General features: G+C 68.1%; 15 protein-coding genes and 1 tRNA gene. 10 read left to right on the top strand and 6 right to left on the bottom strand.

Translation table 11 applies throughout. The features are described from left to right. The first annotated feature begins 35 nt into the window (after positions 1-35). Both phoU and phoB read left to right on the top strand, forming a co-directional pair. A complete protein-coding gene (phoU, locus tag ACWGRX_RS11160) occupies positions 36-758 on the top strand; it encodes a phosphate signaling complex protein PhoU (RefSeq protein WP_066473331.1) in 723 nt (240 codons plus the stop codon). 29 nt (positions 759-787) lie between these two features. Beyond that, the gene (phoB, locus tag ACWGRX_RS11155; RefSeq protein ID WP_291639445.1) at positions 788-1,486 is read left to right on the top strand and encodes a phosphate regulon transcriptional regulator PhoB; all 699 of its coding nucleotides are present in this window, start codon (positions 788-790) and stop codon (positions 1,484-1,486) included. Between the two features lie 47 nt (positions 1,487-1,533). Here phoB and ACWGRX_RS11150 read toward each other — a convergent pair whose 3' ends face one another. From ACWGRX_RS11150 to ACWGRX_RS11140, 3 genes are all read right to left on the bottom strand, one after another. Further along, on the bottom strand, positions 1,534-1,881 hold the full coding sequence (locus tag ACWGRX_RS11150; RefSeq protein WP_452117589.1) for a YnfA family protein: 348 nt from the start codon (positions 1,879-1,881) through the stop codon (positions 1,534-1,536). After that, positions 1,878-2,318 carry an NUDIX hydrolase gene (locus ACWGRX_RS11145; protein ID WP_452117588.1) on the bottom strand — a complete coding sequence of 147 codons (441 nt, stop codon included), beginning with the start codon at positions 2,316-2,318 and terminating at the stop codon, positions 1,878-1,880. Before ACWGRX_RS11145 ends, ACWGRX_RS11150 begins: the two co-directional genes overlap by 4 nt. Positions 2,319-2,388: 70 nt before the next feature. Next, positions 2,389-2,943, bottom strand: coding sequence for a GcrA family cell cycle regulator (locus ACWGRX_RS11140; RefSeq protein WP_291639451.1), 555 nt, complete (start codon positions 2,941-2,943; stop codon positions 2,389-2,391). A gap of 540 nt (positions 2,944-3,483) precedes the next feature. Between ACWGRX_RS11140 and ACWGRX_RS11135 the strand changes: the two genes are divergently transcribed. From ACWGRX_RS11135 to ACWGRX_RS11125, 3 genes are read left to right on the top strand one after another with little or no spacing between them, the layout of a single operon-like run. Beyond that, positions 3,484-4,704, top strand: coding sequence for an aspartate aminotransferase family protein (locus ACWGRX_RS11135; RefSeq protein ID WP_452117587.1), 1,221 nt, complete (start codon positions 3,484-3,486; stop codon positions 4,702-4,704). A 2-nt stretch (positions 4,705-4,706) separates the two neighbouring features. Next, on the top strand, positions 4,707-5,636 hold the full coding sequence (gene argF, locus ACWGRX_RS11130) for an ornithine carbamoyltransferase (protein ID WP_452117662.1): 930 nt from the start codon (positions 4,707-4,709) through the stop codon (positions 5,634-5,636). After that, positions 5,636-6,640: an Hsp33 family molecular chaperone gene (locus ACWGRX_RS11125; protein ID WP_452117586.1), complete on the top strand. Its 1,005-nt coding sequence runs from the start codon at positions 5,636-5,638 to the stop codon at positions 6,638-6,640. Before argF ends, ACWGRX_RS11125 begins: the two co-directional genes overlap by 1 nt. A gap of 109 nt (positions 6,641-6,749) precedes the next feature. On the opposite strand, the gene argE is transcribed toward ACWGRX_RS11125, so the two are convergent. Beyond that, a complete protein-coding gene (gene argE / locus ACWGRX_RS11120) occupies positions 6,750-7,928 on the bottom strand; it encodes an acetylornithine deacetylase (protein ID WP_452117585.1) in 1,179 nt (392 codons plus the stop codon). Beyond that, a complete protein-coding gene (gene apaG, locus ACWGRX_RS11115; RefSeq protein WP_291639462.1) occupies positions 7,925-8,317 on the bottom strand; it encodes a Co2+/Mg2+ efflux protein ApaG in 393 nt (130 codons plus the stop codon). The genes argE and apaG overlap by 4 nt, the downstream gene beginning before the upstream one ends. 214 nt (positions 8,318-8,531) lie before the next feature. On the opposite strand from apaG, the gene ACWGRX_RS11110 reads away from it, so the two are divergent. From ACWGRX_RS11110 to ACWGRX_RS11100, 3 genes are all read left to right on the top strand, one after another. Then, entirely contained in the window at positions 8,532-9,704 is a 1,173-nt protein-coding gene (locus ACWGRX_RS11110; protein WP_452117584.1) for a 2'-deoxycytidine 5'-triphosphate deaminase, read from the top strand. A 351-nt stretch (positions 9,705-10,055) separates the two neighbouring features. After that, entirely contained in the window at positions 10,056-10,352 is a 297-nt protein-coding gene (locus tag ACWGRX_RS11105; protein ID WP_291639466.1) for a hypothetical protein, read from the top strand. 114 nt (positions 10,353-10,466) lie between these two features. Next, a tRNA-Gly gene (locus ACWGRX_RS11100) sits at positions 10,467-10,541 on the top strand. A 268-nt stretch (positions 10,542-10,809) separates the two neighbouring features. On the opposite strand, the gene ACWGRX_RS11095 is transcribed toward ACWGRX_RS11100, so the two are convergent. Next, positions 10,810-11,799, bottom strand: a complete 990-nt coding sequence (locus ACWGRX_RS11095) for a Bug family tripartite tricarboxylate transporter substrate binding protein (protein ID WP_452117583.1) — start codon at positions 11,797-11,799, stop codon at positions 10,810-10,812. An 80-nt stretch (positions 11,800-11,879) separates the two neighbouring features. Between ACWGRX_RS11095 and ACWGRX_RS11090 the strand changes: the two genes are divergently transcribed. After that, the gene (locus ACWGRX_RS11090) at positions 11,880-12,542 is read left to right on the top strand and encodes a GntR family transcriptional regulator (RefSeq protein WP_452117582.1); all 663 of its coding nucleotides are present in this window, start codon (positions 11,880-11,882) and stop codon (positions 12,540-12,542) included. Continuing rightward, positions 12,542-13,669 carry an enolase C-terminal domain-like protein gene (locus ACWGRX_RS11085; RefSeq protein ID WP_452117661.1) on the top strand — a complete coding sequence of 376 codons (1,128 nt, stop codon included), beginning with the start codon at positions 12,542-12,544 and terminating at the stop codon, positions 13,667-13,669. Before ACWGRX_RS11090 ends, ACWGRX_RS11085 begins: the two co-directional genes overlap by 1 nt. Positions 13,670-13,743: the final 74 nt, after the last annotated feature.

The raw sequence follows: 13,743 nt of genomic DNA, 5'->3' as shown, positions 1-13,743 counted from the left end.
CTGCCGTTCCGCTCGCCCTCGAAGGATTCGCCCCGATGTCCGACCATATCGTCCGCTCCTATGATGCCGACCTCGAAGGACTGCGCCGCAGCCTGGCCGAGATGGGCGGCATGTCCGAGCGCATGCTCGGCGACTCCACCGTGGCGCTGGTGCGCCGCGACACGGCGCTGGCCCAGAAGGTCATCACCGCCGACCAGCGGCTCGACAACCTCCAGCGCGATGTCGAGGAGAAGGCGGTGCTGACCATCGCCCGGCGCCAGCCGCTCGCCAACGACCTGCGCGAGCTGATCTCGGCGATCCGCATCGCCGCCGACATCGAGCGCGTCGGCGACCTCGCCAAGAACATCGCCAAGCGCGCGGTCGCGATCTCCGGCCAGTTCTCGCCGCCGCACCGCGCCGTGGTCGGGCTCGAGCATATGAGCCGCCTGGTCCAGGCGCAGCTCAAGGACGTGCTCGACGCCTATGCCGCCAGCAACGAGCAAAAGGCGATGGAGGTCTGGCGCCGCGACGACGAGATCGACGCGCTCTACACCTCGCTCTTCCGCGAGCTCCTGACCTATATGATGGAAGATCCGCGCAACATCACCTTCTGCACGCATCTTCTGTTCTGCGCCAAGAACGTCGAGCGCATCGGCGATCACACCACCAACATCGCCGAGACGATCCATTACCTGATCACCGGCCAGTCGGTGGAGGAGAGCCGGCCCAAGCTCGACACCACCAACATCCTGGTCGACCTGCCCGCGGCCAATGGCTGAGCGGATGGGCGCCTGAGCGGAGGCTCGACATGCCTGCACGCATCCTGATCGTCGAGGATGAGGAGCCGCTGACCCTGCTGCTCCGCTATAATCTCGAGGCCGAGGGCTTCGAGGTCGACACCGTCGCGCGCGGCGACGATGCCGAGCTGCATTTGCGCGACCATACCCCTGACCTCGTCCTGCTCGACTGGATGCTGCCCGGCCTTTCCGGCATCGAGCTCTGCCGGCGCCTGCGCGCCCGGCGCGACACGGAGCGGGTGCCGATCATCATGCTGACGGCGCGCGGCGAGGAGACCGAGCGGGTGCGCGGCCTCGCCACCGGCGCCGACGACTATGTGGTCAAGCCGTTCTCACTGCCCGAGCTGATCGCCCGCATCCAGGCGCTGCTGCGTCGGGTCAAGCCCGGCCATGTCGTCGGCATGCTGACCGCCGGCGATCTCGAGCTCGACCGGACGACGCGGCGGGTGCGCCGGGCAGGCGCCGAATTGCATCTCGGTCCGACCGAGTTCCGCCTGCTCGAATTCCTGATGCAGGCCCCGGGCCGGGTCTATTCGCGGGCCCAGCTGCTCGACGCCGTCTGGGGCCGCGACGTCTATATCGACGAGCGCACCGTTGACGTCCATGTCGGGCGCCTGCGCAAGGCGATCACCCCCGACGACGCCAAGGACCCGCTACGCACCGTGCGCGGCGCCGGCTACGCCTTCGACGAGACGTTCGCGCGAAGCTGAGCGCCAAGTCTGCCCTCATCCTTCGAGACGCAATCTGCGATCGCTCCTCAGGATGAGGGCTGGAGGTTCGACGCTCCGCGTGGCGCGGCGACGATCACCGCTGCGCCGGCGAGGCAAAGGGCTGCGCCCGTGAGGTCGAAACGGTCCGGCGGCACCTTCTCGACCAGCCACATCCAGCCCAGCGACGCGACGATGTAGACCCCGCCATAGGCGGCGAAGGCCCGGCCGGCGGCGGCGCTGTCGATCAGCGTCAAGAGCCAGGCGAAGAGCGCCAGCGCCAGAAGCCCCGGCAGCAGCCACCAGGCCGATTTGCCGAGCTTGAGCCAGGCCCAGAACGAGAAGCAGCCGGCGATCTCGGCCAGCGCGGCCCCCAGATAGATCGCGAAACTGGTCATGGCGCTGCGGCGAAGCTGGCCGCGAGCCGGGCGAAGACCGGACGGTAGGCTTCCGAGGCGAGCGGCGACAGCTCGCGGGCCTCGGCGAGGTCGAACCAGCGGATCTCGCTGTGCTCGTCATTGCTGATCCGGGCTTCGCCCACCCAGCCGGTCACCGCGAACAGATGCCACAGAGCCGGGGTGACGCCGTCGCTCTCGGTCGTCTCGATGGTGGTCAAGCGCGTGAAGCTGGTCGGCTCGATACCGATCTCCTCCTGCAATTCGCGTCTCAGTGCCTGCTCGATCGTCTCGTCGGGCTCGACATGCCCGCCGATCGTGTCCCAGCAGGACGGTCTGTTGCGGCGATGCGGGGCTCTCAGTCCGAGCAGGATGTCTCCGCCCCGGATCGTCAGGGCGCAGGCATATTCGACGGGCGCGGGACGTTCTGCGGTGCGCATCGGCGTCTCTCCACCAATGGAAAAGCCGGCCCGAGGGCCGGCTTCAATTCTTCTACACAGGGGTGCCGGGTCAGGCGCGCACCTTGCTGCGGTCGCGGCGCCGGTCGGCCGCCGGCTGGTAGGCGATGCGGGCATGATAGCCGCAATAGGGCATGCCGGTCAGCGAGCGGCCGCCGCAGAAGCGGAATTCCGGCGAGGTCGGGTCGCCCATCGGCCAGCGGCACATATATTCGCGCAGGTCCATGATGGTGACGCGCTCGGAGAACGGGATCACCACCTCCTCGGCCGGGGCCGCCGGGACGTGCTCCGCTTCCGGTTCCGCCTCGATCTCCGGGACGAATTGCGGGGCGAGCGCCGTGTTGCCGCGGGTCATGCCGCCGCTCGCGGCGGCAGGGCTCGCCATCGGATGGGCCGGCGGACGCGTCGTCGGCTTGCGCGGGCGCGGCGCGGCCGAGCCGGGATTCTTGGCGCGGCCCGAAAGGCCGAGGCGGTGGACCTTGCCGATGACAGCATTGCGGGTGACGCTGCCGAGTTCGCCGGCGATCTGGCTGGCGCTCAGTCCGTCATTCCAGAGCTTCTTGAGCAGTTCGACGCGTTCGTCGGTCCAGGCTCCAGCTTCGCTCATCGATTTCACCTGTCTTCGTCATGCCTCGCCATAGCCCGGCGACGCATAGGAAAAGATCATGGCGGAATCCGATATCGGCAGCGCCCGTCGAAGAACGGAAACCGCTACGCTCGGAACTGACGATACTGGAGACGCCGCACGAGATGTCGTATCTGACGAGGCCGACCATACAAGATGGCTTGACTCGGCCACAAGAGTCGCCGAATCGGAAATCGTCTTTTCCCCAGACAAAGCTTCGATCCCGCAGTCAGGTGAGTCTATTTGGCAACGCTGCGGCGCCCGGCCGGAATTGACAGTGCCGGACCGCTTTTGCATAGTCTTCTCAATGCGGCCGCCCTTGGGGCGGCGCTTATGTTTTGAGCGATCCGGACTTTCGAGCGATGCGGCTGACGGCGCGACGAGAAAACGGGAAAGGCCTGCGACGATAACGTCGCCGCGGGGTCGCATCGTGCTGGCAGATCGCCGCCGCGCCCCGAACCACCGCTTCACACTCCGGCGCCCAGCGCTTTCCGTTACGTTCCGTCGCGAGGACCTCGCTCCATGAGCTCCGCTTCCGTTTCCGCCAATGCCTCCGTTCTGCTGCCGACCTATGCGCGCGCACCCGTCGCCTTCGAGCGCGGCGAAGGTGCCTGGGCGATCACCGCCGATGGCCAGCGCTATCTCGATTTCGGCGCCGGCATCGCCGTCAACGCGCTCGGCCACGCCCATCCGCATCTGGTCAAGGCGCTGACCGAGCAGGCCCAGCGCATCTGGCATACCTCCAATCTCTACGCGATGCCGGACGGCGAGAAGCTCGCCCGCCGGCTCTGCGAGGCGACCTTCGCCGAGCGCGTCTTCTTCACCAATTCGGGCGCCGAGGCGAACGAATGCGCGATCAAGATGGCGCGCAAGTACCATGCGGCGCAGGGCCATCCCGAGCGCTACCGCATCGTCACTTTCGAGGGCGCCTTCCACGGCCGCACGCTGGCGACCATCGCTGCCGGCGGCCAGCAGAAATACATCGACGGCTTCGGCCCGAAGGTCGACGGCTTCGATCAGGTGCCCTTCGACGACGAGGCGGCGCTGCGCGCGGCGATCACGCCGGAGACCGCGGCGCTGATGATCGAGCCGATCCAGGGCGAGGGCGGCCTGCGCTCGGTGCCGATGCGCTTCCTCAAGCTGCTGCGCCAGCTCTGCGACGAGCACGGCCTGCTCCTGATCTTCGACGAGATCCAGACCGGCGTCGGCCGTACCGGCAAGTTCTTCGCCTATGAGCACAACGGCGTCGCGCCCGACATCATGTCGATCGCCAAGGGCATCGGCGGTGGCTTTCCGATGGGCGCCTGCCTTGCCACCGAGGCGGCGGCGGCCGGCATGGTGCTCGGCACGCATGGCACCACCTTCGGCGGCAATCCGCTGGCCATGGCGGTCGGCAACGCCGTGCTCGACGTCATTCTCGAGCCCGGCTTCATCGAGCACGTCGCCCAGATCAGCCTGCGGCTGAAGCAGTCGCTCGCCGAGCTCAAGGACAAGCATCCCGACGTGATCGAGGAGATCCGCGGCCAGGGCCTGATGCTCGGCCTCAAGCTGCGCACCCCGAACACCGATTTTGTCGCCGAGGCGCGCGCCGCCGGCCTGCTCGTCGTCGCCGCCGGCGACAATGTCGTGCGCCTGTTGCCGCCGCTGATCATCGGCGATGCCGAGGTCGGCGAGGCGCTCGCGCGGCTCGACAAGGCGGCCGGCGCCGTCGAGGCGACGCTGGCCCGGCCGGCGGCGGAATGAGTATGGGGACTCCAGTGCGTCACTTCCTCGACCTGTCCGATTTCTCCAGCGAGCAGCTGCAGGCGATCCTGCGCGCCGGCAACGAGATCAAGGCGCGGCGCCGCACCCCGGCCGCTGCGGGCGATCGCCTGCTCGAGGGCAAGGTCATCGCCATGATCTTCGAGCAGCCCTCGCTGCGCACCCGCGTCTCCTTCGATGTCGGCATCCGCGAGCTCGGCGGCTCGCCGATGATGGTGACCGGCCAGGAGATCGAGCTCGGCGAGCGCGAGACCATCGCCGACACGGCGCGGGTGCTCTCGCGCTATGTCGACGCGATCATGATCCGCATGCTCGACCATGATTCCGTGGTCGAAATGGCGAAATACGCGACCGTCCCGGTGATCAACGGCCTGACCAAGCGCCAGCATCCCTGTCAGGTCATGGCCGACGTCATGACCTTCGAGGAGCGCAAGGGGCCGATCAAGGGCAAGCGCATCGCCTGGACCGGCGACACCAACAATGTCCTGACCTCCTGGGTGCACGCCGCCGGCCGGCTCGATTTCGAGCTCGCCATCGCGACGCCCGAGGAACTGGCGCCGCCGCCCGCGCTGATCGACTGGGCCCGCAAGCAGGGCGCCAAGCTCTCCCTGACCAACCGACCCGAGGCCGCCGTCGAAGGCGCTGATTGCGTCATCACCGATTGCTGGGTCTCGATGGGCGACGAGGAAGGCACGCGCCACAACCTGTTGCGTCCCTATCAGGTCGACGAGCGCCTGCTCGGCCGCGCCGGGAAGGATGCGATCTTCATGCATTGCCTGCCGGCATCGCGCGGCGAGGAAGTCACAGACGCGGTGATGGACGGTCCGCAATCGGCAGTGTTCGACGAGGCCGAGAATCGGCTGCATGCCCAGAAGGGCATTCTGGCCTGGTGCTTCGGCGCGGTGGCGACGTGATGGCCGAGAACGCTGCCGTCGGTGCTGCGGCGCCGGACGACCGGGTTCTGCCCTATGCGGTGCCGGCGCTCGACATCCGTGGCCGTGTCGTCAGGCTCGGGCTCTCGCTCGACCAGATCCTCGACCGCCATCGCTATCCCGAGCCCGTCGCGCGGGTGCTCGGCGAGGCTGCGGCGCTGACCGTGATGCTCGGCACGACCCTGAAATCGGAGGGGCGTTTCCAGCTCCAGACCAAGAGCGACGGGCCGATCTCGATGCTGGTCGTCGACTTCAACGCGCCGGACAGCTATCGCGCCATGGCGCATTACGATGCCGACCGGCTGGCGCAGGCGATCGATGCCGGAGCCGTTTCGACCGGCGAGCTGCTTGGCCGCGGCCATCTCGCCATGACCGTCGACCAGGGCTCGGAAGCGACGCGCTATCAGGGCGTCGTCGCGCTCGACGGCCAGAGCCTGGAAGAGGCGGGCCACCAGTATTTCCGCCAGTCCGAGCAGATTCCGACCCGGATCCGGCTCGGCGTCGGCTCGGTCCTGACCGGCGGCGGACTCGCCTGGCGTGCCGGCGGGCTGATCGTTCAGTTCATGCCGAACTCGCCGGACCGGATGCGCGCCGCCGAGCTCTCGCCCGGCGATGCGCCGGAGGGGCACGAGATCCTGGCGGGCGGCGATCATGACGGCATTGCCGACGATGCCTGGGCCGAGACGCGTTCGCTGGTCGGCACGATCGAGGACCATGAGCTGCTCGACCCGACGCTGGAGAGCGAGCGGCTGCTCTACCGGCTATTCCACGAGCGCGGCGCCCATGTCTTCGAGCCGATTCCGGTGCGTGACGCCTGCCGCTGCTCGCGCGAGCGCGTGCTCGGCATGCTCAGAGGCTTCCCGCTCGAGGACCGCAAGGCGATGATCGCCGATGACGGCTCGCTGGTCGTCACCTGCGAGTTCTGCTCGCGACGCTACGGCTTCGACCCGGCCGAGGTCGAGGCGGAGATCGCGGCGGGACAATAGAAAGCGTCATGCTCGCCCTCGTGGCGAGCAGCCACGCCTTGAACGCCGTATTCGATCAGTGAAGCAAAGACGAGGATGGTCGGGGCAAGCCCGACCATGACGGCATCGCTTACGCCCGGCACTGCTCCATCAGCCGGCGCATGAAGGCCTCGCCGGCCGAGAATTGCTCCAGCGTGATGTACTCGTCCGGCTGATGCGCCTGGTCGATCGAGCCGGGCCCGCAGACCACGGTCGGCAGGCCGGCGCGCTGGAAATGCCCGGCCTCGGTGGCATAGGCGACGGCGATCGTGCTGTTGCGGCCGGCGAGCCGCATCGCCAGCGTCTCGGCTTCCGAGCCGGGATCGGGCGCGAGGCCGGGGACGTCCGAGCTCATCACCGTCTCGATCGCAGCGCTCGGCGCGGTCTTCCGCATCCGGGCGAGCACCTCCTGCGACAGGGCGGCGAAGCGCGCCGGCACCGCCTCCGGATCGGAGCCGGGCAGGGTGCGGACTTCCCAGGACAGATCGCAGCGATCGGCCAGGATGTTGCGGGCGATGCCGCCCTGGAACTTGCCGACATGGATCGTGTCATAGGGCGGATCGAAGCGGCCGCTCTCGTCGATCTGCGTCTCGCGCTCATCGGCGAGGCGCACCAGTTCGGCCGCCAGCCGCGTGCCGGCATGCACGGCGCTGGCGCCGAGATGCGGCTTGGACGAATGCGCGGCGAAGCCGGTGATCCCGGTGAAGAAGGTGCGGATGCCCTTATGCGCATCGGCGATGTCGAGCGAGGTCGGCTCGCCGACGAGGACGGCGCGCGGCCGCGGCAGGCTCTTGCCCATCTCCGCGATGCCGTCGACGACGCCGAGGCAGGTGACCTCCTCGTCATAGGAGAAGAACAGGTGGATCGGCGTCTTGAGCCCGGCCGCCAGGAAGTCCGGTACCAGTGCGAGCGCCAGCGCGACAAAACCCTTCATGTCGACGGCGCCGCGGCCATACGCCCGGCCGTTCTCGACATGCAGGGTGAAGGGATCGCGCGACCAGGCCTGGCCCTCGACCGGCACCACGTCGGTATGGCCCGAGAGCAGCACGCCGCCGCGATCCTGCGGGCCGATCGTCGCGAACAGCGCGGCCTTGTCGCCGGTCGCGTTCGGGAACCGGGTCGAGGCGACACCCCAGCCGGACAGATAATCCTCGACGAAGTCGATCAGCGGCAGGTTGGATTTGTGGCTGACCGTATCGAAGGCGACTAGCCGGGCGAGCATGTCGAGCGGCTGGTAGCGCTGCCCGGTCGGACGTGCGGAGGCGTTCAATGCAGGACCTTCTTCACATAAGGTGAATCGAGCGGAAACAGCGGCACTGCGACCTCTAGGGTCGTGCCGTCATCGCCGAGCATGGCATAGGAGCCGCTCATGCTGCCGTCGGGCGTCATCAGCGGGCAGCCGGAGGTGTAGCTGAAGCTCTCGCCGGGCTGCAGGACCGGCTGCTTGCCGACGACGCCCTCGCCACGGACTTCATGGACCTCGCCGCGGCCATCGGTGATCACCCAGTGCCGCGTCATCAATTGCATGGCATGGTCGGAGAGGTTCACGATCTCGATCGTATAGGCCCAGAAATAGCGGCCCTGCGCCGGCGTCGACTCCGCCTCCATGAATCTCGGCGAGACGGTGACCCGCACGCCATGGGTTTCGGCCTGGTACATGATCTGAGGCTCCGTGCCCGCAGGCGCGGTCTTCTCCCGCCGGATATCGTTCAGTCGTTATGCCCCGGAGCCGGCTCCCGGCTCAAGCGCGAAGCGCGGGCTCGGCGCTGCGCCGGCGCGTTTCCGGCGTGGACAACTGGCGCGAAAATGGTCTCGCAGGCGCGAAGGCGGCGGGCTTGCTGTATGATCGCCGCCTGTTTAGAGGTTCGGTCCAATGGTGACATCCTCCGACATGCCGACCGAGCTCGTGGAGCCGGCCTCCGCCTCGCTCAGCGGCAAGTCCGGCGTCTTGCCGCGCCAGGACATCCGCACCCTCGTCGGCCGCGGCATGGTGCGCTCGATCTCGGGGGTGATCGCCGAGAGCCAGTACCAGCCGGCGAGCCTCGATCTGCGCCTCGGCGACAAGGCCTATCGCGTTCGCGCCAGCTTCCTGCCCGGGCTGAACAAGAGCGTCGAGCAGGTGCTCGAGGATCTCGCCCAGGACGAGGTCTCGCTCGAGAACGGCGCCATCCTCGAGAAGAACTGCGTCTATGTCGTCGAGTTGATGGAGTCACTTGTCGACCTGCCGGCGACGATCTCGGCCTTCGCCAATCCGAAGAGTTCGACCGGGCGGCTCGACGTCTTCACGCGGCTGATCGCCGACCGCAGCGAGGTCTTCGACAGCGTCGCCGGCGGGTATTCCGGCAAGCTCTACGCCGAGATCTCGCCGTCGAGCTTCTCCATCAAGGTTCGCAAGGGCAGCCGGCTCAACCAGCTCCGCTTCCGCCGCCGTGGCGGGGGCCAGGAGGAGGCCTCGGGCTTTCGGGTTTCGGACCGGGATCTGCGTCTCGTCCATGAGCGCACGCCGCTGGTCGACGGACCAGCGACGATCCGCAACGGCCTCGTCTTTCGCATCCATCTCGCCGGCGCCAGCGATGACGAGATCATCGGCTACCAGGCCCAGCGCTTCACCGATGTGATCGATGTCGATCGCGTCGGCCAGTACGCCGTCGAGGATTTCTGGACGCCGCTCTACACCAAGGGCCGCAAGCGCCTGATCCTCGATCCCCACCAGTTCTACATCCTCGCCTCGAAGGAGCGCCTGCACATCCCGGCGGGCTTTGCTGCCGAGATGGCGCCGATCGATCCGAGCATGGGCGAGTTCCGGGTCCACTATGCCGGCTTCTTCGATCCCGGCTTCGGCGTCGGCGCCGATGGCGCGCCCGGAAGCCGCGGCGTGCTCGAAGTGCGCAGCCATGAGGTGCCCTTCGTGCTGGAGGACGGCCAGGTCGTCGGCCGGCTCGCCTTCGAGAAGATGGCGGCCGAGCCCGATGCGCTCTATGGCGAGATCGGCACCTCGAATTACCAGGGCCAGGCCCTGAAGCTCTCCAAGCATTTCCGCAGCTAGAGCGGCGGACCGAAAAGTGGGCTCCGCTTTTCGGAGGGGTGTGATGCCTCGATAAGGAGAGGGATCGCGGGTTCGCGTCCGTTGGGACGTGCCGCGGTTCTGACGAAAATGGCCGCTCCCCTGCACGGCCGGCCCAATCGTGTGTTAGCTGCGAATCCCGATCTCCTGTCCGATCCGCGGGCGCGCTGGCGACAAAATGGCGATTTCGTGTCAAATGGCGCCAAGTACCGCCTGCGACGTCGGTCTGCGATCGGCGGCGCGTTCATGTCCGTGTCACCGGCGGGGGCGTTTCTAAGGCCCACCCGCTCCATGGCTTTCGTGGCCATCTATTTACAGAGGAAGGATTTTCTCATGCGCGCGCTCATCATCGCCGGCGTTCTCGCGGCCGGGCTCGCCGGTTGCCAGACTGTCGAGCAATCGGCGGCCGAGGCCGACACCGTCTGCCTCGATGCCGGCCATCGTCCCGGCACGCGCGCTTTCGAGCGCTGCCGCAGCGACGTCTTCCAGAGCTTCCGCCGCTCCAACGCCCAGGCCAGCAACGCGGTCGCGGCCGGCGTCGTCGCCGGCGCCGTCGGCGGCGCGGTCATCGCCGCCTCGTCGCGCCGCCATTACGGCTATTACGGCTGCGGCTATTACGGCTGCTGGTAAGCCCGTCATGCAGGCGTGTCGGATCGTCCGGCGCGCCTGCCTCTCGCAAATGTCGAGAATGTTGTGCCTGCCCGCTTGCGGCCGGCACATAGGCCCGGCTATATCGACGGGCGCGCGGGCGTAGTTCAGTGGTAGAACGTCAGCTTCCCAAGCTGAATGTCGTCGGTTCGATCCCGATCGCCCGCTCCATCTTCCCTTTCTCAGACCGATCTATCCCGAGCCTCGTCATGGCGGGCGCGGACCGCCGTGGCGCTCTGGATGTCGCCGGGGGCGGTCCGGCGATCCCCGGAACAGCGCGGCGGCGCGGTCGGACCTGCGGCCTGTTCCGCCCTCAAGCGCAGTGTCGAGCCAGGAGCGGTGCCGGCTCGCGTCAAGCTCATGCGACAGCACGGATGATGGCGGCCTTTCCGCGCTTCGAGGCAACGCGGAAAGGCTCTGGCTGGCAAATCAGCCCGCCCTATTGCGCTTGCAGGGTCACGCCGGCCTTGCCGGCCACGTCCTTCCAGCGCGCGATGTCGGCGGCCAGGAAGGCCTTGAACTCTGCCGGCGAGTTGCAGACCGTCTCGCCGCCGAGCACGGCGAGCTTTTCCTGGATCTGCGTGTCGGCGCAGGCCTTGACGATCTCGGCATGCAGGCGCTCGACGATCGCCGGAGGCACGCCCTGCGGGCCGAGCAGGCCGAACCAGGCGACAGTCTCATAGCCGGCAAAGCCCGACTCGGCGACGGTCGGCACGTTCGGCAAGGCCGGCGCGCGCTTGGCCGTGGTAACGGCCAGCGGCGTGACCTGGCCGCTGGTGACGAGGCCGATCGCCGGCGGCAGATTCACCGCCATGAACTCGACCTGGCCGGAGACGATGTCGTTCAGCGCCGGGCCGGCGCCGCGATAGGGCACATGCGTCGCCTCGATCCCGGTCAGGACCTTGAGATATTCCGAGTTCATATGGGCGGAGGAGCCGCTGCCGCCCGAAGCGTAGCTGAGCTTGCCCGGATTGGCCTTCGCATAGCTGATCAGCTCGGCCATCGACTTCACCGGCAGCTTGGTGCTGGCGATGAAGATGTTCGGCGCCTTGTAGACCAGCGAGACCGGCGTGAAGTCGCGCATCACGTCATAGGGGATGTTGGCATAGGTCGCGGCGTTGATGCCGTGCGAGCCGGCATTGCCCATGATGAAGGTGTAGCCGTCGGCAGCCGCGCGGGCCGCAGCAGCCGAGCCGACGACGCCGCCGGCGCCGAGCCGGTTCTCGACCACGAAGGGCTGGCCGAGTGCGTTGCGCAGTTTTTCGGCGATCAGGCGGGCGGCGATGTCCGAGCCGTCACCGGGCGCGCTCGGCACGATGATCGTCACCTGGCGTTCCGGCCATTGCTGGGCCGAGGCGGAGCCTGCCATGGCGGCGCAGCCGAGGGCGGCAACCAGCCCGAACGCCATCCCGATGCCGATCATTCTCATCGCGCGTCTCCAAAGATGATCAAAAGCTGTGCTTCACATTGGGTTGACAGGATGCGTAACTCACTCTTTTGATCAAATCAATGCAGACCGCCCAAAGCCGCGCCGACTCGGTCAAGGACTGGATCCGGGACGACATCGTCGCCGGCGGCCTCGCCTTTGGTGCCCGCCTGCGGATCGACGAGCTCGCCAGCCGCTACGGGGCGAGCCATATGCCGGTGCGCGAGGCGCTGCGCAGCCTGGCCGGCGAGGGCCTCGTCGTCTCCGAGACGAACAAGGGCGCGCGCGTCGTCACGGTCGACCGGCGCCATGTCGAGCATCTCTTCACCGTGCGCATCGCGGTCGAGGTCGCGCTCGCGCGCCAGGCGGCTCCGGCGATGACCCGGGACCGGCTCGCCGAGGTCACGGCGCTGGAGGCGGAACGCCTCGCCGCCGTGGAGCGCGGCGACTATGCGCAGGGCGTCGTCATCAACCAGCGTTTTCATCGCCGCATCTACGAGGCGGCGGGCAATGGCGAGGGCCTGGCGGTGCTCGATCGCCATTGGCTGCTGCTGGCCGCGCTCTGGTCGCGGCTCGGCTATCGCCCGGAGCGGCTCGGCGGCGTCGCCAGCGACCACGACCACATTCTGCGGGCCCTGTGCGACGGCGATGCCGAAGCCTGCGGGATCATGACCGCGGCCCATGTCACCAAGACGCGGCAGGACCTGATGGACCTGATGGCGCAGCGCGGAGAAAGCCTGGCGTGATGCGAGTTTTCGACGATCCGATCAGTCAGGTGCGGCTCAGCATCGCCCGGATCACCGACAAGACGCTCTGGTCCTTCCTGGAGATCCGCTGCGCCTCCGGAGCGGAGGGCGTCGGCGAGGCGAGCCTTGCCGGACGCGAGCGGGCGCTGCTCGACGCCGCCGTCGAAAACCTGCCGCGCTGGCTCGCCGGCGAGCCGCTGCCCGGCCTCGATACGCCGCCGCCGCTCCCTGTCGCGGCCCTGCGCACCGCGCTCGACGTCGCGCGCTGCGATGCCGCCGCGCGGGCCGAAGGTGTCGGCCTCGCAAGCCGGCTCGGCGGCGATGCGGCGGCTCGCATCCCGCTCTATGCCAACATCAACCGCCGCACCCGCGACCGCTCGCCTGCCGGCTTCGGGGCGAGCGCCGCGCATGCCATCGCCCGCGGCTTTCAGGCGGTGAAGATCGCGCCCTTCGACGAGGTCGGCCCCGCTTTGCGTGACGATGCCGAAGGTCGGAAGGCACTGGATGCGGGCATCGCCCGGATTGCCGCCGTCAGGGAGGCGCTCGGCCCGGACCGGCGTCTGATGGTCGATTGCCATTGGCGCTTCGGCGAGGCTATGTCGGCGCGGCTCGTCGAGGCCATCCGCCCCTTCGGGCTCTACTGGCTCGAATGCCCGGTGGTCGAGGAACCCCGGCAGATTCCGGCCCTCGCGGCGATGCGCAAGACCCTCAATGCCCGCGGCACGCTGCTCGCCGGGCTCGAGGAGTTCACCGGCGCCCCGGCCTTCCTCGCCTATGCCGACGCCTATGACGTGATGATGCCGGATATGAAATATGTCGGTGGCGTCGACGAGATGCTGCGCACGGCCGAACGGCTCGCCGAACGCGGCATCGCCGTCTCCCCGCACAATCCGACCGGGCCGATCTGCCACGCGGCAAGCCTCCAGCTCTGCGCCGCCCTGCCGGGCTTCAGCATGCTGGAAATGCAGCTCGACGAGACGCCGCTGTTCTGGTCGCTGGCAGAGCCCGGCCTGCCGCCGGTCGATGGCGGGTCATCCGCTTTGCCGGCCGGCGCCGGGCTCGGCGTCACCCTCGACCAGCAGGCGATCGGCGAGCTCTCGACGGTCGATCTGCGCTTCTCCGCCTGAGGCGAGGTCGCGGAGCCAGTGGAGCGTTCCGGTCGGAGCTCTACGATGGATCTCTGTGTGTTTGAGATGTGCGT

This window comes from Allobosea sp. NPDC055594, assembly GCF_053618995.1.
Note: the sequence above shows the minus strand (reverse complement) of the source record. Positions and strands in the feature narration are given on the sequence as shown.

Bases quoted from the DNA above. Each gene is read 5' to 3' on its own strand.
- phoU (WP_066473331.1), top strand. From the start codon at position 36: ATGTCCGACCATATCGTCCGCTCCTATGATGCCGACCTCGAAGGACTG.
- phoB (WP_291639445.1), top strand. From the start codon at position 788: ATGCCTGCACGCATCCTGATCGTCGAGGATGAGGAGCCGCTGACCCTG.
- ACWGRX_RS11150 (WP_452117589.1), bottom strand. From the start codon at position 1,881: ATGACCAGTTTCGCGATCTATCTGGGGGCCGCGCTGGCCGAGATCGCC.
- ACWGRX_RS11145 (WP_452117588.1), bottom strand. From the start codon at position 2,318: ATGCGCACCGCAGAACGTCCCGCGCCCGTCGAATATGCCTGCGCCCTG.
- ACWGRX_RS11140 (WP_291639451.1), bottom strand. From the start codon at position 2,943: ATGAGCGAAGCTGGAGCCTGGACCGACGAACGCGTCGAACTGCTCAAG.
- ACWGRX_RS11135 (WP_452117587.1), top strand. From the start codon at position 3,484: ATGAGCTCCGCTTCCGTTTCCGCCAATGCCTCCGTTCTGCTGCCGACC.
- argF (WP_452117662.1), top strand. From the start codon at position 4,707: ATGGGGACTCCAGTGCGTCACTTCCTCGACCTGTCCGATTTCTCCAGC.
- ACWGRX_RS11125 (WP_452117586.1), top strand. From the start codon at position 5,636: ATGGCCGAGAACGCTGCCGTCGGTGCTGCGGCGCCGGACGACCGGGTT.
- apaG (WP_291639462.1), bottom strand. From the start codon at position 8,317: ATGTACCAGGCCGAAACCCATGGCGTGCGGGTCACCGTCTCGCCGAGA.
- ACWGRX_RS11110 (WP_452117584.1), top strand. From the start codon at position 8,532: ATGGTGACATCCTCCGACATGCCGACCGAGCTCGTGGAGCCGGCCTCC.
- ACWGRX_RS11105 (WP_291639466.1), top strand. From the start codon at position 10,056: ATGCGCGCGCTCATCATCGCCGGCGTTCTCGCGGCCGGGCTCGCCGGT.
- ACWGRX_RS11095 (WP_452117583.1), bottom strand. From the start codon at position 11,799: ATGAGAATGATCGGCATCGGGATGGCGTTCGGGCTGGTTGCCGCCCTC.
- ACWGRX_RS11090 (WP_452117582.1), top strand. From the start codon at position 11,880: ATGCAGACCGCCCAAAGCCGCGCCGACTCGGTCAAGGACTGGATCCGG.
- ACWGRX_RS11085 (WP_452117661.1), top strand. From the start codon at position 12,542: ATGCGAGTTTTCGACGATCCGATCAGTCAGGTGCGGCTCAGCATCGCC.